This window comes from Marinobacter sp., assembly GCF_039977835.1.
Lineage (GTDB): Bacteria > Pseudomonadota > Gammaproteobacteria > Pseudomonadales > Oleiphilaceae > Marinobacter.
Genome location: NZ_JBDWCL010000014.1, coordinates 33,564 through 53,679, shown reverse-complemented (window position 1 = coordinate 53,679; position 20,116 = coordinate 33,564). Strand labels below are relative to the sequence as shown.

19 protein-coding genes are annotated in these 20,116 nt (G+C 57.7%); 7 read left to right on the top strand and 12 right to left on the bottom strand.

What is annotated here, in order from left to right; genetic code table 11:
* Positions 1-223: 223 nt before the first annotated feature.
* Positions 224-1,510 (top strand): PQQ-dependent sugar dehydrogenase, encoded by a 1,287-nt coding sequence (locus tag ABJM11_RS06105; protein WP_348293994.1) that lies wholly within the window; start codon positions 224-226, stop codon positions 1,508-1,510.
* Between the two features lie 72 nt (positions 1,511-1,582).
* Here ABJM11_RS06105 and arcC read toward each other — a convergent pair whose 3' ends face one another.
* Genes arcC through ABJM11_RS06085 form a run of 4 tightly spaced genes read right to left on the bottom strand, consistent with a single transcriptional unit; the run spans position 1,583 to position 6,222 of the window.
* Positions 1,583-2,488, bottom strand: coding sequence for a carbamate kinase (arcC, locus tag ABJM11_RS06100; protein WP_348293992.1), 906 nt, complete (start codon positions 2,486-2,488; stop codon positions 1,583-1,585).
* Positions 2,489-2,503: 15 nt separating this feature from the next.
* On the bottom strand, positions 2,504-3,505 hold the full coding sequence (gene argF, locus ABJM11_RS06095; RefSeq protein ID WP_348293991.1) for an ornithine carbamoyltransferase: 1,002 nt from the start codon (positions 3,503-3,505) through the stop codon (positions 2,504-2,506).
* An 18-nt stretch (positions 3,506-3,523) separates the two neighbouring features.
* The gene (locus ABJM11_RS06090) at positions 3,524-4,753 is read right to left on the bottom strand and encodes an arginine deiminase (RefSeq protein ID WP_348293990.1); all 1,230 of its coding nucleotides are present in this window, start codon (positions 4,751-4,753) and stop codon (positions 3,524-3,526) included.
* 23 nt (positions 4,754-4,776) lie between these two features.
* A complete protein-coding gene (locus ABJM11_RS06085) occupies positions 4,777-6,222 on the bottom strand; it encodes a YfcC family protein (protein WP_348293989.1) in 1,446 nt (481 codons plus the stop codon).
* A gap of 242 nt (positions 6,223-6,464) precedes the next feature.
* On the opposite strand from ABJM11_RS06085, the gene ABJM11_RS06080 reads away from it, so the two are divergent.
* Positions 6,465-7,436, top strand: a complete 972-nt coding sequence (locus ABJM11_RS06080; RefSeq protein WP_348293988.1) for a calcium/sodium antiporter — start codon at positions 6,465-6,467, stop codon at positions 7,434-7,436.
* 15 nt (positions 7,437-7,451) lie between these two features.
* On the opposite strand, the gene ABJM11_RS06075 is transcribed toward ABJM11_RS06080, so the two are convergent.
* The 8 genes from ABJM11_RS06075 to dctP all read right to left on the bottom strand — a co-directional run bounded on the left by ABJM11_RS06075 (position 7,452) and on the right by dctP (position 15,872).
* Positions 7,452-7,898, bottom strand: coding sequence for a DUF4124 domain-containing protein (locus tag ABJM11_RS06075; RefSeq protein WP_348293987.1), 447 nt, complete (start codon positions 7,896-7,898; stop codon positions 7,452-7,454).
* 82 nt (positions 7,899-7,980) lie between these two features.
* Entirely contained in the window at positions 7,981-9,189 is a 1,209-nt protein-coding gene (glcF, locus tag ABJM11_RS06070; protein ID WP_348293985.1) for a glycolate oxidase subunit GlcF, read from the bottom strand.
* 211 nt (positions 9,190-9,400) lie between these two features.
* Complete coding sequence (glcE, locus tag ABJM11_RS06065) at positions 9,401-10,465, bottom strand: glycolate oxidase subunit GlcE (protein ID WP_348293983.1); 1,065 nt, start codon at positions 10,463-10,465, stop codon at positions 9,401-9,403.
* The gene (locus ABJM11_RS06060; protein ID WP_348293981.1) at positions 10,458-11,930 is read right to left on the bottom strand and encodes an FAD-linked oxidase C-terminal domain-containing protein; all 1,473 of its coding nucleotides are present in this window, start codon (positions 11,928-11,930) and stop codon (positions 10,458-10,460) included. Before ABJM11_RS06060 ends, glcE begins: the two co-directional genes overlap by 8 nt.
* A gap of 39 nt (positions 11,931-11,969) precedes the next feature.
* Positions 11,970-12,395, bottom strand: a complete 426-nt coding sequence (locus ABJM11_RS06055) for a heme-binding protein (protein WP_348293979.1) — start codon at positions 12,393-12,395, stop codon at positions 11,970-11,972.
* Between the two features lie 18 nt (positions 12,396-12,413).
* Positions 12,414-13,940 carry a TRAP transporter large permease subunit gene (locus tag ABJM11_RS06050; protein ID WP_348293978.1) on the bottom strand — a complete coding sequence of 509 codons (1,527 nt, stop codon included), beginning with the start codon at positions 13,938-13,940 and terminating at the stop codon, positions 12,414-12,416.
* An 8-nt stretch (positions 13,941-13,948) separates the two neighbouring features.
* Positions 13,949-14,662, bottom strand: coding sequence for a TRAP transporter small permease subunit (locus ABJM11_RS06045; RefSeq protein WP_348293976.1), 714 nt, complete (start codon positions 14,660-14,662; stop codon positions 13,949-13,951).
* Positions 14,663-14,759: 97 nt separating this feature from the next.
* Positions 14,760-15,872: a TRAP transporter substrate-binding protein DctP gene (dctP, locus tag ABJM11_RS06040; protein WP_348293975.1), complete on the bottom strand. Its 1,113-nt coding sequence runs from the start codon at positions 15,870-15,872 to the stop codon at positions 14,760-14,762.
* Between the two features lie 248 nt (positions 15,873-16,120).
* Between dctP and ABJM11_RS06035 the strand changes: the two genes are divergently transcribed.
* The 5 genes from ABJM11_RS06035 to ABJM11_RS06015 all read left to right on the top strand — a co-directional run bounded on the left by ABJM11_RS06035 (position 16,121) and on the right by ABJM11_RS06015 (position 20,085).
* Entirely contained in the window at positions 16,121-16,879 is a 759-nt protein-coding gene (locus ABJM11_RS06035) for an FCD domain-containing protein (protein ID WP_348293974.1), read from the top strand.
* 113 nt (positions 16,880-16,992) lie between these two features.
* A complete protein-coding gene (locus ABJM11_RS06030) occupies positions 16,993-17,763 on the top strand; it encodes an ABC transporter ATP-binding protein (RefSeq protein ID WP_348293973.1) in 771 nt (256 codons plus the stop codon).
* A gap of 87 nt (positions 17,764-17,850) precedes the next feature.
* Entirely contained in the window at positions 17,851-18,603 is a 753-nt protein-coding gene (locus ABJM11_RS06025; protein ID WP_348293972.1) for a transporter substrate-binding domain-containing protein, read from the top strand.
* Between the two features lie 51 nt (positions 18,604-18,654).
* Entirely contained in the window at positions 18,655-19,359 is a 705-nt protein-coding gene (locus ABJM11_RS06020) for an ABC transporter permease (RefSeq protein WP_348293971.1), read from the top strand.
* Between the two features lie 3 nt (positions 19,360-19,362).
* Positions 19,363-20,085: an ABC transporter permease gene (locus ABJM11_RS06015; protein WP_348293969.1), complete on the top strand. Its 723-nt coding sequence runs from the start codon at positions 19,363-19,365 to the stop codon at positions 20,083-20,085.
* The last annotated feature ends 31 nt before the right edge of the window (positions 20,086-20,116 follow it).

The window sequence follows — 20,116 nt, the reverse complement described above, 5'->3', positions numbered from 1 at the left end:
AAGTGGTGCCGCCTCCGGGCACCAAGATTCAGTTACTGGGCAGTTGTTTACCCCCTTTCTCTCACTCATTCAGTCAATGCAAATCCCGCTCGATGCTTCCGGCGCGCCGTATTTGAACAAAACTTGATCAATCAGGCTATAGATCTACACTTGGTTTGTGAACGTGCGTTCAAGGGCGGTAAGCACGCTGGAAAATCCTCAATAACGATGGGAGCGAACTGCAATGTCTCAAAAACTGCCCAAGCGGTATCTTGGCCTATTCGCAGCTACTGTCCTGGTTGCCAGCCTGCCGATGACCGCGAACTCAAACACTGACACCCCGAAGCTTGACCAAACCACCGTGCTATCCGGCCTGGAAAGTCCATGGGATATGGCTTTTCTCCCTGACGGAACCATGTTTTTCACCGAGAAGTGTAAAGGCCTGTCGGTACGGTTGCCCGACGGGAGTGTTAACAACCTGCTGGGAATGAGGGACTCCGAAGGCTATGCGACCAAGGCTGACGATCTAGCCTGCGAGGGGCAGGCAGGGATGAACGGTGTTGCCGTCGACCCTGACTTCACTGACAACCGAATGATCTACCTCTACTCAGCCTCCAGGATGAGCAGCCCCCCTACCAACCGGGTACTCAGGCTGGAAGTGAACAGTGATCTCAGCGGTGTCTCAAACCGCACGGATATTGTCGAAGACATCCCTTATAAGGAAGCCGCCAGTGACCATCCGTTCGGCGATCCTGGTGCGCACAACGGCGGACGCATCCGCTTCAGTCCGGATGGCTACCTGTATGTGCCCACTGGCGATAACCATAATAGTGCACTGCCCCAGGCCGGGGACAAGCTTGGTGGCAAAGTACTGCGTATAGACAGGAACGGCAAAGCAGCACCCGATAACGCTGCAGCCACACCGGAGGGCTTCGACCCGCGGATTTTCACCTACGGACACCGCAATGTTCAGGGCCTCGCCTTCCATCCGGAAACCTCTCAGCCGATCATAACCGAACACGGCCCCTGGCATACTGATGAGATCAACGCTCTTGTGCCTGGCGCCAATAGCGGCTGGGATCCACGCCCAAACATGGCCGGACGGGGCGATTGCCCGGACGACTACTGCGGCTACCAACCGAATCAGAATGAAGGCATGGATCCGGAAAAAAGGTCTGACTACATGCCGATGACCGACACCAAAACCTACCCTGACGCCATGACACCTGTGTGGGACAACAATGGCCTCTCTCAGGGCATCAGCAGCGCTGCCTTCCTGACTGGCGAGCAATGGGGTGCCTGGAATGGTCGCCTGGTCGTGAGTTTCCTCGGCATCGGCTTCGGGGAAACGCCTGTCGGACAGCGGATTAATGTTATCGATCTCGAGAAGAACGCCACTTCGGTAGGAGATATTGCCGAAATGAGTGTGCCCGAGGGCTCGGCACGCTTCCGCGCACTGGTCCTCGGACCAAACGGCGATCTGTTTACTGCAGTGGATGAGGGGCAGATCTACAGGCTCACTCCAAACTGAGACTGCTGCTGAGCGGCACTGTCCGTAGACGGTGCCGCTTCTAACGATTGCTGGCCGGATTGGGCCGCCACTTTACTTCACAACACAGGTGCCCGCTCTGCGCTCGAGAATCGCCAGCGCATCTTCCAGCTTGCCAATACCACTGACACCACCGTTTTCGGCAAAGTTGCCCGCGGCCGCCATTTTGGGCCCCATGGAGCCGGCTGGCAGCTTCAGCTTGCGGGCTTCGTCGAGGGTCAGCTCATGGATGGGTGTGGCGGACTCCTTGCCGAAGTCGCGGTAGATGGCATCCACGTCGGTGAGCAGCAACAGGGCATCGGCACCCAACTGGCTGGCCAACAACCCGCTGGCGGCATCCTTGTCGATGACGGCTTCGATGCCGATCATACTGCCATCATCCCGGCAAAGAATGGGGATACCCCCGCCTCCGGCGCAGATCACCACAACGCCCTGTTCCAGCAGCAGCTGGAGCACCCGCATGTCAGGTATTTCCAATGGCTTGGGCGAAGGCACTACCCGACGCCACTTGTCGCCATCCTGGGCGATGTGCCAGCCCGCGGCTTCGGCTTTATTCTCGGCTTCTTCCTTGTCGTATACCGGCCCGACAAACTTCGTGGGTTTGCTGAAGGCGGGGTCCTCCTTGTCCACCAGTACCTGGGTGAGCAGGGTTGCCACAGGCCGGTCGTGGCCCAGGGCGTTTTCAAGCTCCTGCTCGATGATGTAGCCGATCATGCCTTCGGTTTCCGCGCCCAGTACGTCCAGCGGATAAGCTTCGTCCGGCTTATAGGCGGCTCCCTGAAGCGCTAGCAGGCCTACCTGTGGACCATTACCGTGAGTGACCACCAACTGGTGGCCGGCGCGGACAATTTGGGCCAATGATTCGGCGGCGATTTTCACGTTGGCGCGCTGGGCCTCAGCTGTGAGGGGCTCACCGCGCCGCAACAGGGCATTACCTCCTAGTGCTGCTACCACAAGCATGTCGATCTCCTTGTCTCAGCTTCCAAGAGTGGCAACGAGCACCGCCTTGATGGTGTGCATCCGGTTCTCGGCCTGATCAAACACGATGGAAGCAGGGCTTTCAAAGACGTCGTCGGTGACTTCCATGGCGTCGATGCCGAACTCCGCCTGCATCTCCTTGCCCACGGTGGTTTCCGTGTTATGGAAGGCCGGCAGGCAATGCATGAACCTTGCACGGGGGTTGCCGGTTTTCTCCATCAGGGCGGCGTTGACCTGATAGGGCTGCAACAATTTGATCCGCTCCGCCCACTTTTCCTTGGGTTCACCCATGGACACCCAAACGTCGGTGTAAACAAAGTCCACGCCCGCAACGGCGGCATCAATGTCTTCGGTGATCATGATCCGGGCGCCGGTTTCACTGGCAATAGCCTGTGCTTCTTTCTGAATTGCCTCACTGGGCCAGCAGGCTTCGGGGGCACACAGGCGTACGTCCATTCCCATCTTGGCACCGCCAATCAGCAAACTGTCACCCATGTTATTGCCGGCGTCGCCAATGAATACAAACGCCACCTCCCTTAGTGGCTTTTCCACGTTCTCCTGCATGGTCAGGAAGTCCGCGAGAATCTGTGTAGGGTGGAATTCGTTGGTCAGGCCGTTGTAAACCGGCACGCCTGCGTATTGTGCCAGCTCCTCAACCACCGCCTGGCCAAACCCCCGGTATTCGATGGCGTCGTATACACGCCCCAGCACCCGGGCCGTGTCCTTCACGGATTCCTTGTGTCCGATATGGGTGCCCGTCGGGCCCAGATAGGTTACCCGGGCGCCCTGATCAAACGCTGCCACCTCAAACCCTACCCGGGTCCGGGTGGAGTTCTTTTCGAAGATCAGTGCTATGTCCTTGCCCTGCAACTGTGGCACCTCGGTGCCGGCGTACTTGGCGGTTTTCAGGTCGGCGGAAAGCTTGAGCAAAAAACTGATTTCCCGGGGCGTAAAGTCCCGCAGGGTCAGGAAATGCCGGTTCTTGAGATTGAAAGCCATGGTTCTATTCCTTCCTTGTCAGACTGCGTCTCGTATTGTCGGGCAGCTCATGCAGCGGCCACCGCCCCGGCCCCGGCCCAGTTCCGCGCCAGGGATGGCGAGCACTTCTATTCCGGCCGCTTCCAGGGCAGCATTGGTGTCGTCGTTGCGGTCGTAACCGATGACAACACCCGGGCTCAGGGCCAGTACGTTGTTGCCGTCGTTCCACTGCTCCCGTTCCCGCTCTGCCGGGGTATCTCCGCCGGTGGCGACCACCTCCAGGGACGGGTAACCAAGTACCTCTGCGACAACGTCAAACAGCGGCCGGGGGTCCGGGCTGAACGAGAGGTGTTTATCACCCTTACCCGGTCGCAGGTCGTAGCACACCATCTGGTCGGCGACTTCCTTGAAGGTTGTCACTACATTGCCACCACAGAAGGTGAACACGGTATCCAGGTGCATGGCGGAGCGGGTTTTCGGAATCTGGCAGGCGATCACCCTGTCCGCCGTGCCGTTGGCAAACAGCGCCCTGGCCAGCTGGCCGATGGCTTGCGGGGAAGACCGCTCCCCCATTCCCACCAGTACAGCGCCATTACCCACCGGCATGATGTCTCCTCCTTCCAGGGTCGCCAGGGCATGATCAACAAGAGGGTCGCCCCAATGCACGTTCACCTTGCCGGCGAATTTCGGGTGGAAGCGGTAGATCGCGCTCATCAGTAGCGTTTCCGGTTTGCGCGCCGCCCAGTACATCGGGTTCAGGGTGACACCCCCATAGATCCAGGCGCTGTTGTCCCGGGTGAACAGGAAGTTTGGCAGTGGCGGCAGTACGAACCCGTGCGGCCCCAGGTGATTACCAAACAGTCCGGAGGGATCGAAAGGCAGATCTCCCACTTCCAGGCCGCCGATGAGGAACTCCGCCAGCATCTGGCTCGGAAGTTCATCCATCCAGGTTCGGAGGTCGGAAACCATGCCTACCCCGATATGATTCCAGGTGATCCGGTTATCCAGAATCCAGGCGCGTGCCTCGGGAATCCCAAGGGTGTCCGCCAGCAGTTCGTTCACGTCCAGCACATCCACGCCCTTGGCGCGCATGACTCCGGCGAATACGTCATGATCCTTCTGGGCCTGCTTGACCCAGAAGACATCGTCAAACAGCAAGGCATCGCAGTTGGACGGGGTCAGCCTGCGGTGGGCAAGCCCGGGGCGGCAGACAATCACCTGCCGCAGGGTGCCGGTTTCGGAGTGAACTCCAAGAGTCTGTTCAGCCATGTTGCATGCTCCTTTGCTCTGGATTAAAGAAACGCTCCGATGCTGATCACCACGGTGATAAACACAGTGAGAATCAGCAGCAGGGGCCAGATGAATGCCAGCCAGCGGTCGTAGGAAACACGGCCGATGGCCAGGCCACCCACCACCACGGCAAAGGTCGGGTTTATCAGGTTTACCAGGCCGTTGGCCGACTGATAGGCGGTGACCACGAGATCACGTCCCACGTTGGCAAAGTCCGCCAGCGGCGCAAGGATCGGCATGGAGAGTACCGCCAGGCCGGACGAAGAGGGCACGAAGAAGCTCATACCCACTTCGATCCAGAACATCAGGTTGATAAAGGCCAGTTGCGGTAACCCGCCCAGAGTGGTTTCGGCGCTGTGAAGGATGGTGTCCGCAATCATGCCCTGCTCCATGATCACCACAATGCCCCTTGCCAGACCAACTACGAGGGCCACACCCAGCAGGTCACGGGCACCGTCAACAAAGCTGCTGGTCAGTTTTTTCTCACCCAGCCGGGCGATGATGCCGATCACAATGGCGGCACCAAAGAACAGTGCGCCCATTCTGGCCATCCACCAGCCCTGAGAGGAAACACCCCATATCATTACGATGAAGGTCAGTGCGAAGATGACCAGGGCGATTTTCTGGGTGCCGGTGAGTTCGAAATCTTCCAGCTCATCGTGGCCCTGAAGGAAGAGTTTGCGGTGGGCATCCCGCTGTTTGGCAACCACGGAACGGGACGGGTCCGCTTTTACCCGCTGGGCATAGCGCATAACGTAGGCCGCACAAATAATCAGCCCACCCAGCAGAAGTACAAACCGCAGCACAATGCCGTCTGTAAAGGGAATATCCGCAGCGTTGGAGGCAATGACCGTTGCAAAGGGGTTGATCGTTGACCCCAGCACACCAATACCGGCCCCCACCAGAATGATGGCCACTCCGGTAACGGCGTCATAACCCGCCGAGATGATCACCGGAATCAGAATGGCATAGAACGCCAGGGTCTCCTCTGCCATGCCGTAGCTGGTCCCCCCTAACGCAAACAGCGTCATCAGAATCGGTATCATCCATATTTCGCGCCCTTCCAGCCTGTGCATGGCGCTGCGAATGCCTGTGTCGATGGCCCCGGTGGCGTTCATCACGCCGAGAAAGCCACCGAGAAACAGTACGAACAAGGCCACGTCAATGGCGTTGGCGGCGTAGCTGTCCGGGTCGTAGAAGCCTGCCGTAGGTGCCAGCATCACATCCACAAAGCCCTGAGGATTGGGGTCAACGGTCTGATAGGTGCCGGGCACCGCAACTTCACGCCCAACCTCTTCGTTCATCGAGCGCTCATATTGCCCCGCCGGAATAATCCAGGTGAGTGCTGCCACCAGAATGATCAGCAGAAACAGGATGGTATAGGCGGTTGGAAATCGTGTCGCAAGGTCTTCCTCGGGGTTCGAGGAAGGGAGTTTTTCATCAGTCACGTGGCGTCTCCTGTCCATTGTGGCTTACTGATGGGGCTTTCCACCGTTTCAAGTATGGCCCTCGAGGTCGTTCCAGAACCTGATTAGCGTCAATTCCACATCAAGCTGACATTGCCACTACTACCTATCCGCATAACTGCTGAGATGGAAGAATCGAGGTTTGCGTCTAACATCCTCACCACCCAGAATGACTCAGGTCATTCAACCTGCTGACCCTATCGGCACATACTCAAGGAACTACCATGCTTCTCTCGTTTCTGGCTATAGTCGCCGGCCTTGCTTTACTGGTGTGGAGCGCCGGAAAGTTTGTAGAGGGCTCGGCAGTCACCGCCGGGCACTTTGGTATGCCCCCACTGTTGATCGGTATGGTGGTGGTTGGCTTTGGCACTTCGGCGCCAGAGATGGTGGTATCCGCACTGGCCGCAACACAGGGCAATCCTGGCCTGGCCCTGGGTAACGCCTACGGTTCCAATATCACCAACATTGCCCTGATCCTGGGCATTACGGCCCTGATCAGCCCGATCGCAGTACATTCACAGGTGATGCGCAAGGAACTGCCGATCCTCACGGCAGTGACAGCACTGGCGGCCTGGCAGTTATGGGACGGTGAACTGACATTTGTGGATGCCCTGGTGCTGCTGGGCGTGTTTTTCCTGTTGCTGGCCTGGTCCATCCGCCAGGGCCTGACCCAGCAATCCGACGCCCTGGGCGCGGAAATGGCCGATGAAATGATTCACCGAACCATGCCACTTCGTACTGCGATAATGTGGTTGATTGCCGGCCTGCTGGTACTGATTGTCAGCTCGAGGATTCTGGTGTGGGGCGCGGTTGAGATTGCCCACGGCTTTGGGGTGAGCGATCTGATTATCGGCCTGACGATTGTCGCGGTGGGTACCTCCCTTCCGGAGCTTGCATCGTCTGTGATCGCTGCCCGCAAGGGAGAACACGACATTGCATTGGGCAATATCCTCGGCTCCAATCTCTTCAATACCCTGGCGGTGGTGGGCATCGCCGGCACTATCAGCCCTATGGCGGTGGCTCCGGAGGTGTTCTACCGGGATATTGCGGTTATGTCTGCGCTAACGCTGTCTCTGTTCGTTCTGGGCTATGGTTTCCGAGGCCCAGGGCGGATCAACCGGATTGAGGGCGGGTTGCTGCTGGCCTGTTTCGTTGGTTACACGGCCTATCTTATTTCAACTACCTTCACCTCATGAGCCGACCGGGCCGGCTCAGCCAAGCATGCACTCCCGTGACAGCTTCTGGCTGACCTCCCGACGCTGTCGTCGCAGACGGTTACCCTTATCGTTGGAGTAGCCGGCCCGCAGCTGCTGCTGAATGCGCTCAAGCCGTTCCCGGTATCCGGCGCAACGGGCATTTTTGCGCTTGAGCTCGCGGGCTTCCTGCTGCGCGGAGGCCTTCTGCTTGCCACCATCGTTCGCTTCCAGGCTGCGATTGACCTGGCGATTGATAGTGCTTACCCGCTCGCCCCGGCTGATGTTCTCGCGCATGGGGATAAGCGAAGGGGGCCTCAGCTCCACCTGCCTGTGCTCGCGGTCACTGGGTTTTATATCCGTAAAATGAGCGACACCCTGCTCGTCGATCCAGGTGTACATTTCAGCTGTTGAAACGGCTGGAATCAAAAGCAATAGAAATATGGCGGCCTGCCTCCATGGCATTGGAATCCACTCCCTGTGGTCTGTTTAATGGCCCCGGCATTATAAACAAAACCACAGGCGAGTAAGAGGTGCACGCCACACATCAGGCGTCCAGTAATTCAATCCAGTGCTGAACCGGCACCTTTGCCTTTGTTTCCAGGTGCATCTGGCAGCCGATGTTGGCAGTCACAATCTTGTCCGGGTTATCCACAGTCAGGGCCTTGAGCTTGTTGTTCAGCAGGCGCTGGCTGAGTTCGGGCTGAAGGATGGAGTAGGTTCCTGCCGAACCGCAGCACAGGTGTTTCTCTCTGGTTTCCGCCAGTTCGATACCCGCCTTGCGCAGCACCTGATCCACAACCCCGCTTTGCTGCATAGCGTGCTGGAGCGTGCAGGGGCAGTGGAAGGCAACCTTGCCGGCCGACTTCGGAACATTCAGTTTTTCCAGGTCCTGCTTTAACAGGAAGGCACCAAGATCAATGGTCATATCGCTGACTTTCTGGGCCTTCGCGGCGTATACCGGGTCGTCTCTCAGAAGGTGGCCATACTCCTGCACCATGGCGCCACAACCGGAGGCAGTCATGATGATGGCTTCGGCGCCGGCATCAATAGCGGGCCACCAGGCGTCGATGTTGCGGCGCATGGCGTCGAGGGCTTTTTCGTGTTCCGACAGGTGGTGATTGACGGCACCACAGCAGCCAGCTTCCGGCGCTTCCACCATGGTGATACCGAGGCGGTCGAGCACGCGGGCAGCCGCCGCGTTGGTGTTCGGGGTGGCGGACGGCTGAACGCAACCGGCCAGGGCCAATACAACGCGGTCGTGACTGGCCGAAGGCCATGGACTGGCCTTTTTTCTTGGTGGCACTTTGGTTCGCAATACCTGCGGAAGGACCGGGCGGAAAACCTGCCCCATTCTCAGCAAAAGGCCAAATAGCTGGCGATTGGGGAGAACCCGGGCCAGTGACCAGCGAACCCATCGCTGCTGAGGGGGCCGGGGCATTTCCTGTTCCATCAGGCCACGGCTGATGTCCAGCAGGCGCCCATATTTGACGCCGGATGGGCAGGTGGTTTCGCAGCTGCGGCAGGTAAGGCAGCGGTCGAGGTGTTCGCGGGATTTTTCAGTGACTTCTTCGCCTTCCAGGAACATTTTCATCAGGTAGATGCGGCCTCTTGGGCCGTCACGTTCGTCGTTCAGCTCCTGGTACGTTGGGCAGGTGGCGGTGCAGAAGCCGCAGTGTACGCAGGCTCGCAGGATGGATTCGGCTTCCTGGCCTTCCGGAGTGTTGGCGAATTGTTGGACTAGGTTGGTTTGCATCTTTTACCTGCTTTCTGAATTTGGAGCACAAGTGAGCGTTTGGAGCACAAGTGAGTGGTACCCCCTTTTCTGAAACACGCTCCTTCGGCACGTCCATGTGACGCTTGGACTCCGCCATCCATGGCTCCGTACAGTTTCAGAAAAGGGGCTACCACTCACTTCCCGGGCATCTCAGAAGGGCCGCTCATCTTCCGTCACATATCACTGGCTGCTACAGCCAGCTATACAGTCTCCCCGGGTTAAAAATACCATCGGGGTCGAAGGACTTTTTCAGCCGTCGCTGGATTTCCTTTAACGCCCTCGGCTGATGGTGCATCACCTCGTCCGTGCGGTCACCACCACGGAACAGACTTACCTGGCCGCCGGCGCGCTGGGCCAGGGTTTCCAGTTGGGCCATGTCGGCGTCTCCGCGGTACCAGCGCTGGGAGCCGGCCCAGTCGATCAGCCAGGGGCCATCGAGCTTGGGGTTCTCTGCGGTGGAGCCAACGGAGAAGCGCCAGAGGGGGTCGTCTCCGGCAAAGAAATCGTGTTGCATATGCTGAAGTTGATGCCAGAACTGATCGCCCTGCTCCATTATCTCTCCGGACCATTTTTCTGCGGTGGCTTCTACCGCGGATTTGGCGCCTGCCAGGCGCAGGTAGACTTTTCCATCCACCCAGGCAGCCCCGGTAATGGGTTTGGGTTCCTTGGCGCGGCTGTTCATGTAATCAATAACATCGTCTATCGGCATGTCCTGCACCAGGGTCAGGGACATGGCCGGTCTGGGCATGACTTTCAGGCTGATTTCGGTGATGGCACCCAGGGTGCCCATCGCGCCGGCCTGGAGCCGGGAGGTGTCGTAGCCGGCCACGTTTTTCATGACCTGACCGCCAAAGCGCAAGTGCTCCGCCTTGCCGTTGAGCAGTCGGATACCCAGGACCTGGTCTCTTACCGAGCCGGACCACGGCCTTGCGGGACCGGAAAGGTTGCAGGCCAGGGTGCCTCCGAGAGTAGAACCGTCACCAAACCTGGGTGGCTCGAAGTGGAGGCACTGGCCTTCTTCCGCCAGGGTGGCTTCGATTTCCGCCAGGGTGGTGCCCGCGCGGGCCGTCAGCACAAGTTCAACCGGGTGGTATTCAACAATGCCGGTATGTTCACCCAGTTTCAGGGTGCCGGCCTCTGTGTCGGCGGCGCGCCCCATAAAGGCCTTGGTGCCACCGCCCTGGATATTGAGTTTCTGGCCGGATTGCCGGGCCTGGAGAACCTGCTCTATCAGCGCCTGTGAGATATCAGCCATGGGCAGCGTCCACCGTGTCGTGCTTGTGTTGTTTGTGTTCCAGCGAGCGGTATTCCTGGCAGAAACGCAGCGCCGGCACCCCTTTGCCCGGGTTGAGGATACCGGCAGGGTCGAAGGCGGCTTTCACGTCGTGGAACTGTTGTAGCTCTTCATCATTGAACTGCACCGCCATCTGGCGGATTTTTTCCACGCCCACCCCATGCTCCCCGGTGATGCAGCCGCCAACGTCCACGCACAGGTTGAGGATTCGGCCACCGAAGGCTTCGGTGCGTTCAAATTCCCCGGGTACGTTGGCATCAAACAGGATCAACGGGTGCAGGTTGCCATCGCCGGCGTGGAATACGTTGGCGACCCGCAACCCGAACTCTTCCGACATCTTTTCCATTTCCAGCAGCACATGGGCCAGGTACCGCCGCGGGATGGTGCCATCCATGCAGTAATAGTCCGGCGATATACGGCCTACCGCCGGAAACGCAGATTTGCGGCCCTTCCAGAGCAGTGCCCGTTCTTCCTCGCTCTGGGAGGTCTTTACCGACGTAGCCCCCAACTCGCGGAACAGGGCTTCTGCCTGTGCAATATGCTCGTGCACTTCTTCTTCCGTGCCATCCACTTCACACAACAGCAGTGCCTTTGCCTCCCGCGGATAACCCGCCTGGGCGAAGTCGTCGGCGGCGATAATGGCGTGGCCGTCCATCATTTCCAGGCCGCCCGGGATAATACCGTGGGAGATGATGCCTCCCACGGCGTCGCCCGCTTTCTGTACGCTGTCGAAACCGGCCATCACCACCTGGGCTACCTCCGGTTTTGGCAGCAGCTTCACTTTCACTTCGGTCACGATACCCAGCAGGCCTTCAGAGCCGGTCATCAAAGCCAGCAGGTCCATGCCGCAAACATCCAGAGCGTCACTGCCAACGGTAACCCGCTCACCCTCCGCTGTGATCATCTCCACGCTGAGGATATTGTGAACCGTCAGTCCATACTTGAGGCAGTGCACGCCGCCGGAGTTTTCGGCCACGTTGCCACCAATGGTACAGGCGATCTGGGAGGAGGGATCAGGGCCGTAATAGAGACCGAACCGGGCGACTTCCTCGCTGATCGCCAGGTTGCGAACCCCCGGCTGCAGTCGCGCCGTCCGTGCCAGCGGATCGATGTCGAGGATGCGGTTGAACTTGGCCAGCGACAGCACCACGCCCTCCTGGTGTGGCATGGCGCCGGCACTCAGCCCCGTACCCGCGCCACGGGCAACCACGGGCACCCCGTGCTCGTTACAGATGCGCATTACCCTCTGCACCTGCTCGGCGGTTTCCGGCAGCACCACGAGCATGGGCATCTCGCAGTACATGGACATACCATCGCATTCATAGGGCTTCATGGTTTCGTCATCGGTGATGACAAAGTCCGGGTCTATAAACGCGCGGAACTGTTCCGCCAGGTCCGCTCTGCTCACTTTCGGCTTGATGGTCATATCGTTCTCTGGAGTGATGGGCTTCAGGTGTGACAGCCCTCAACCACGTTTGGTTTCAAAATAATCGATGCCCGCCTGCGCACAATCCATGTCCTGCTGCGGCGTGCCGGAGCTGATGCCAATGCCCCCGACAACCTCACCGTCGACAATCACTGGCAGGCCACCACCTACAGAGCTTATGCGGCCACCCACCTCGGTGTGGATGCCGAATGCCAGCTTTCCGGGCACGTTGACAGCGTTGTAGTCGTGGGTCGCCTTCTTCGCGGCCGACGCAGTGAACGATTTGTCCTGGGCAATGGTCACACTGGTGATCTTGCCGCCGTCCATCCGCTCGAACGCAATCAGGTTGCCGGACTCATCCGTGATGGCGATGCACATGGGCACGCCGATTTCACGCGCTTTCTCCGCGGCACCCTCGATCAATAGTCTGGCGTCCGCCAGATCAAGACGTTTAACGGTCAACATAAGACATTGCTCCTCTTTTTAGCCATAAACCAGATTGGGCAGCCAGGTAACGACGCCCGGGATGAGCACACAGATAAACAAACCGAATGCCTGGATGGCAAGGAATACCAGGGATGATTTGAAGATCGTACCCATGGTGATGTCAGGCGGGCACACGCCCCGGATATAGAACAGTGCATAGCCGAAAGGAGGGCTGAGAAACGACATCTGCATGTTCACCAGGTACAGCACACCGAACCAGAGCACCACGTCGGACCCTTCCACGCCTGGCAGTCCGAACAGGCCCGGAAACTCCAGGGCCTCCACTATCGGGATGAAAATCGGAACCGCCAGCAGCAGGATGCCCACCCAGTCCAGGAACATGCCCAGCACTACCAGCAGCACCATCAACAACAGAAGGACGGCGTAAGGAGACAGGCCAATGCCCAGGATTGACTCGGTAATGAAGTCCTGGCCGCCCTGCAGGATATAGAAGCCGACAAAAACCGAGGCACCGAACATGATCCACAGCACCATGGCCGACGCCTTCGCGGTGGTTACCGACGCGTCACGCAGGGTGGCAATGGTGAATACCTTGTGTTTCATCGCCACCAGAATTGCCCCAAAGGAACCGATACCCGCAGCTTCAACCGGGGTGGCGACACCGCCGAACAGAAGGCCCAGAACCAGGAACACCAATATCAGTGGCGCAATCAGATCCTTCAGCAGAAGCAGCTTGTCCTTGAGACCGATGCGTTCCTCCTCTGGCACGGGCGGGCCCAGTTCGGGGTTCAGCCAGGAGCGGATTCCAACGTAGAGAATGTAAAGCGTGGACAGAATCAGACCGGGAAGCACCGAGCCCAGGTACAGCTCGCCCACTGACTGCTGCGCTACTACCGCGTACAGAATCGCCAGAATCGAGGGGGGAATCAGAATGCCCAGCGTTCCCCCGGCCATTATCGACCCCAGGGCGATCTTGTGGTCATAACCGCGTTTGAGCATCGCCGGCAGCGCAATAATACCCATGGTGACCACTGCCGCCCCGATAACCCCCACCATGGCCGCCAGAATCGTGGAAGCGACGATGGTTGCAATGGCCAGACCGCCGCCAATGCCGCCCATCCACTTGTAGACCACATTGAACATTTCCTCGATCAGTCCCGCCCGTTCAAGCATGGACGCCATGAAGATGAACAGCGGAATCGCCGCCAGGTCCGAGTTGGTCATCATCGGGAAGATCCGGCTGGGAACGATGTTCAGCATCATCGAATCGCCCACCAGATAGATAAAGGCAATGCCCAGACCACCAGTAACAAACGCCAGCGGCAGGCCCATCATCAACAGCACGGCCAGAGAGCCGAACATGATATAGGTCAGCGGTCCTATCCTGATATCCGACATACTGCCCGAGAACTTGAACAGGAATTTCTCATCGCTGAACGGGTCGTAAAACAGGATATTGATCACTTCAACCAACATCACAAAAGCAAGAGCAACCGTGGCGATAATCATCAACCAGGTGCCGAGCTTACCAGTCAGGGAGCCACGCCCCTGTGTGCTTGCCATATCGGAACTCATGCGTGTTGCTCCCGGCCAAGTTTTATAAATATTGAGATATCCTTCAGCAGCTTGGACAGGCCCGCCAGGAAGAGCAGTGTCGAGCCCAGCAGCATCACGGCCTTCACCGGCCAGTACTGAATGCCCCAGGTTTCAACGGTTCGTTCGTCCATCGAGTAGGAGTTCTCAAAAAACGTCCAGGAGGTAATCATCAGCGCGATGGCGAACATGAAAAAGAACATGGACGTAAAGATGTCCATGCCCACGCGACCACGCAGAGGCAGGAAGTTGTACACCACGTCGACCCGCACATGGGCGCCGTGGAGCAAAGCAAAGGCACCAGCCATCAGGTACTGCATGCCAAACAGCAGGAAACTGGCCTCATGCACCCATATGGTGGGTTGGTTGAACGCGTAGCGCATTACCACTTCGAAGAAATAGAACACCACCGCGTTCACCGTCCAGAAGGAAATGAACACGCCGGATTTCTCGCTGATCCAGTCCACCGCTTTGGTGAACCAGTTGCCAACGTTGCTGTAGTCAGCGCTTTTCTTCAGTTCTGCTTCAATCTGCTGAAGCTTTTCATTGGCCTCAGCATTTTTGTCGACGGCTTCCACGCCGCGCCGGGACAGCCACCGGTCAAGCGCCATCATGATCAGCGGCATGACCGCCAGCCAGCCCCAGTAAAACCAGTGAGGCATTACAAAGCCGAACGCACTCAGGTCAGACATGTTTTGTCACCTTAATCACAGAGCGGGGAAGGCAGGTTGCGCCGCAAGTGCACTCCCTGGCCTTCCCCGTGATCAGTTTTGTTATGGTTATACAGGCTTACATGCCTTTGATGTCTTCCTCGTCGATATAGCCGACGGTCTCGTTCATCATGTATTCAAGCTGGATATCGAGAATCGCCCTGGCATCGTCATTCTTGCTGGCCCAGTTGAACCAGATCGGAATGGCTGCCTTACGGAATTTCTCAAGATCCTCCTGGCCAAGACGAGTCACCTTGGAGCCGTCTTCCTTGAACTTCTTCATGGCCTCGATGTTCCGCTTCTGAATGGTCAGGTAGTGCTTCTGGGAATAATTGCGCACCTCATCCTCAACCAGTTGCTGCAACTCCGGGTCCAGTGCATTCCAGGCCCGCAGGTTGACGGTCAGGTCCATCAGGTCCACCGGCTGGTAGATGGACATTACCCCTGGAGGGCCGAACATGATGTAGTCAGTCACCTGGGAGAAGCCCAGTTCATAGTTCACGGCGGGGCCAACATAGTCCGCCGCATCGATGGTGCCCTTCTCCAGGGCCGGGAAAATATCGGAACCCGGCAGGCTTACCGTTGACACACCGAACTGCTGGAAGACCTCGGCCACCATGCCGCCCGGCACCCGCATCTTCATGCCTTCCATATCGGCGAGGCTATTAACCGGCTTTTTGGAGTGAATGATGTTGGCGTCGTGCTGAATCGGTCCAACATAGAACAGGCCGAACTTCTCATAGATTTCCCGCGTCTTTTCCAGCATGCCCATGGAATAGAACATGATGTCCCACTGATGGGGCTGATCAGGGCCTGCGGGATAGGACGACAGGAAGACCGAGGCCGGTATTTTTCCGGACCAGTACAGGGTGAAAGGGTTCATGCCCTGCAGAACACCGTTGCGAACGGCTTCGAAGAGGGCGTTGTTGTCCGCTGCCACCGACTTGGCCGGGTAGGGCTTGATGATCAGTTCGCCACCGGACTTCTCTTCCATGCTGTCCGCCCATTCCTCGAACAGGTCATAGCCGACAGTGCCGGCATCCCAGACAGACTGGATTTTCCAGGTGGTTGCGGCATAGGCCTGGCCCGCGCCCAACAGGGTCGCTCCACAGAAGGTGGCGGTCAGTGCGGCTGTTTTGAGAAAGCTGCGCCTTGGGACGACGGTTTGCTCAGTATTGTTGTTGGTACTCATCGACACATCTCCGTTGACGTTGTTGTTATCTGCGTCAGGTAAACGCCGACAACTGCCGGCATTAAATCGATATTCGTAGCCCGGCCGGTTTTAGTCCAGAAGAATGCCCGGTGGTCTGACCAGTTTCGTAAATGGCCGATGGACGAATGCCCCGGAATGAGCCATATTTACTGACCCCGGAAGAAAATCTTCGGTTAACGGGGAAACAAAAATAACTGGTCAGACCAGTAGGCATAAACAGGAAAACCATGGCTATTGCGCAGGACATTTCCTATCGACTCGAACGGCTGATTCTGGATGGCGGCCTGGCCCCCGGGCAGAAAATGCCCTCGGAGCGACAACTGGCAACACGGCTGAGCGTATCCCGCGCCATCATCCGTGAGGCATTGCATGAACTGCAGGGCCGCGGCGTCATTGAGACCAAACACGGTAAGGGTTCTTTTGTGGCGCGAATCGTGCCCGGTGTTGAAGAAGACGGCGGCGACAGTCCGTTGCTGCAGATGTTCAACGGCCATCCCCGCACCCTCTATGACCTTCTGGAAATCCGGGAGCAACTGGAGGGCCAGGCGGCGTACCTTGCAGCAAAGCGCGCCACCACCCAGGACCTGCACCGCATTACCAAGGCCTACGCCGCACTGGAACAGACCGACCCACTCTCTAACGCCAGGCCAGACCACAACTTTCATCAGGCGATTGTGGAGGCGTCCCACAACCCGGTGCTGGTGCATGTTCTGAACGGCCTCAAAAACCTGATGCTGTTGACAGTGCAGGCATCGGTGGCCAACCTGAACCCTCGAGAGGAAATGCGCAACAAAATCGCCCGGCAGCACAAACGTATCTACCAGGCAGTGATGGCAAAGAAACCCGAGGCAGCCAAACGCATTGCCATGGCTCACGTACGCTTTGTCAGCGACGCCATGCGGGAAATCGAACAACAGGGTACGGCTATCATCCGGGTGCCCGTTAATGCGCCAGCCTCCAAGGCTGCCGCCCCGCAAAACGCATAATTGGCGGAATACTTGCGCGATGGCTCCAGTGATTCACAATTACTGGGTATTGATTTTCGGGACCACTGTCCGTAAAACTTGCGCCTTTGTTCAGACAGCCTCAGGAGCCATCTATGGCGGAAACAGCGCCTCTGATCTGCAGGGATATTCACAAGACCTTTGACCAGCTGGAAGTACTCAAGGGTATTTCGCTGGAAACCAGGAAAGGCGATGTCATATCCCTGATCGGCAGCTCCGGCTCCGGTAAAAGCACCTTTCTGCGTTGCATCAACATGCTGGAAACCCCCACATCCGGCGACATAATTGTGCACGGCGACCCGATTCGGTTCACAACCAACCGCAAGGGTGAGCGGATACCCGCGGACAACAAACAGGTGGAGCTAATTCGCGCCCGGTTGTCCATGGTGTTCCAGAGCTTCAATCTGTGGTCCCACATGACGGTGCTGGAAAATATCATTGAGGCCCCTGTTCACGTTCTCAAAGTCCCTAAAAAAGAGGCGATTGAAAGAGCGGAAGCCTATCTGAACAAGGTGGGTATCTATGAGCGCAAGGACTACTACCCCGCCCAGATGTCCGGGGGGCAGCAACAGCGGGCGGCGATCGCCCGGGCGTTGGCCATGGAGCCGGAAGTCATGCTGTTTGATGAACCGACCTCGGCACTTGACCCGGAACTGGTAGGCGAAGTGTTGAGAGTCATGCAGAACCTGGCCGATGAAGGCAGAACCATGATCGTGGTAACCCACGAAATGTCTTTTGCGCGGGATGTGTCGTCCCAGGTCCTGTTCTTGCATCAGGGTGTGATCGAGGAGCAGGGAACGCCGGATAAGGTCTTCGACAATCCGGATTCAGAACGGATGAAACAGTTTCTGGCTCCCAACTTTTGATGTGCGTGCTATCTTGAAATCAGCAAAAAGGCAGACTACTGCCGATAATAAAGCCCACAAGGCAAATAACGACTGGAGAAGTGACTCATGAGAAAACTGATTGTTGCAGCAAGCGTTGCCCTCGCCATGATGGCAGGCGTTGCTCACGCCCAGGAACGTAATCTACGCATCGCATTCGACGTGCCTTACGAGCCGTTCGAATACAAGGACGAAAACGGCGATCTGACCGGTTTTGAAGTGGAACTGGCTGAAGCCATGTGCGAAGAAATGAACGCCAACTGCGAGTTCGTCATCCAGGCGTGGGACGGTATGATTCCGGGCCTGCTGGCACGGAAGTTCGACCTGATCATGTCCTCCATGTCCATCACCCCGGAGCGCGCGGAGCGGGTGCTGTTTTCCGACCCGTACTACAACACCCCGGGCGGCTGGTTCGGCCCTGAAAGCTTCAATACCGACGTGACCGACATGGAAGCCATGGAAGGGAAAACCGTGGGTGTGCAGCGCGGCACCACCATGGACACCCATGTGACCGAGGAAATGGGCGGTGTGGTTTCCATCAAGCGCTACACCACCGCGGATGACATGGTTCTTGACCTGGAAGGCCAGCGCCTGGACGTGGTTTTTGTGGACTACCCTGTCGGTGAACAGACCGTGCTGAGCAAGGACGGCTTCAAGGAAGTGGGCGAGCCGGTCAAGCTGGGCCAGGGCGTAGGTGTTGCCATGCGCAAGCGTGACAAGGAACTTGCCGAAGAGGTGAACGCGGCACTGGCTACCCTGAAGGAAGATGGCACTTACGACACCATCATGGACAAGTACTTCAAATACGATATCAAGATGTAAAACAGGCCGAGGGGCAGCCGTTTTGGCTGCCCCTGCTCACCGGATGTTCCCATGATTGATTTGAAAGGCTATGGGCCGGCTCTGCTGGACGGGGCTGTGGTCACCATTCAACTGGCCTTCCTCTCCCTTGCTCTCGCATTGGTTCTCGGGCTTATTGGCGCCTCCGCCAAGCTGTCCAGAAGCCGGGTAGCCATAGGGATTGCCACCACCTATACCACTCTGATCCGTGGCGTACCGGATCTGGTCATGATGCTTCTGTTTTACTACGGTGGTCAGGTGGCCGTGAACAACCTGTCCGATTATCTGTATGACGCCTATGGCATAGACTTCTTTTTCCAGTTTGATCCGTTTATTGCGGGCGTTCTCACGATTGGCCTGATCTTTGGTGCCTACATGGCAGAAACCTTCCGCGGCGCCTTCCTGGCCGTTGAAAGCGGCCAGATTGAAGCGGCCCGGGCTTACGGCTTCAGCCGCTGGCGCACGTTTCACAGAATCATATTTCCCCAGATGCTGCGCCACGCCCTGCCCGGCATTGGCAACAACTGGCAGGTACTGCTGAAAACCACGGCACTGGTTTCCATTATCGGCTTGACGGATATGGTCCGTGTGGCGGAGGAAGCCGCCAAGGCGGAGCGCATGCCGTTCCACTTCTTCATCCCGGTGGCATTTGTCTACCTCAGCCTGACAGCGGGCTCCGAGCTCTTCATCAAATGGCTGGACAAGCGCGCCAATGTCGGCGTGGTACAGGGGAACTGAACCATGCCTGACTTTATTGCTGAACTGCTCAACCGCAACGATATCTTTACCGCATGGACCATCATGGAATACTGGGGCGGCCTGGTCACTACCGTCCAACTGGTCTTCCTGTCGCTGGTTCTCGGCCTGGTGCTTGCCGTTCCGCTGGCAATCATGCGCACGTCGAAAAATCCGCTGATCAATGGTCCGATCTGGTTCTATACCTATATTTTCCGCGGCACACCGCTGCTGATCCAGCTCTACATCATTTACTACGGTCTCGCCCAGATCGAGGGTATCCAGCAGACATTCTGGTGGGACATCTTCCGGGAAGCTTTCTACCCTGCCCTTCTGGCCTTCACCCTCAACACGGCGGCCTACACCACGGAGATCATTCGCGGCGCCATTGTGGCGACCCCCAGCGGTGAGATTGAAGCGGCCAAGGCTTACGGCATGAGCTGGGCATTGCGGATGCGCCGGATCATTCTGCCCAGTGCCGCCAGGCGGGGAGTGCAGGCGTATTCCAACGAAGTCATTTTCATGCTTCACGCCAGTGCGATTGCCAGTGTGGTGACGCTGGTGGACCTGACCGGCGCGGCACGGAATATCTATTCCCGGTTCTATGCACCCTTTGACGCCTTCATTTTTGTGGCGCTGCTGTACATGGCGTTAACTTTTTTACTGGTGTTCGCATTCCGCAAACTGGAAAACTATCTGTTGCAGCATCAGCGGCCAGTGAGTGGCTGACATTCAGATCTGGTTCCTGGGATAACGGGGA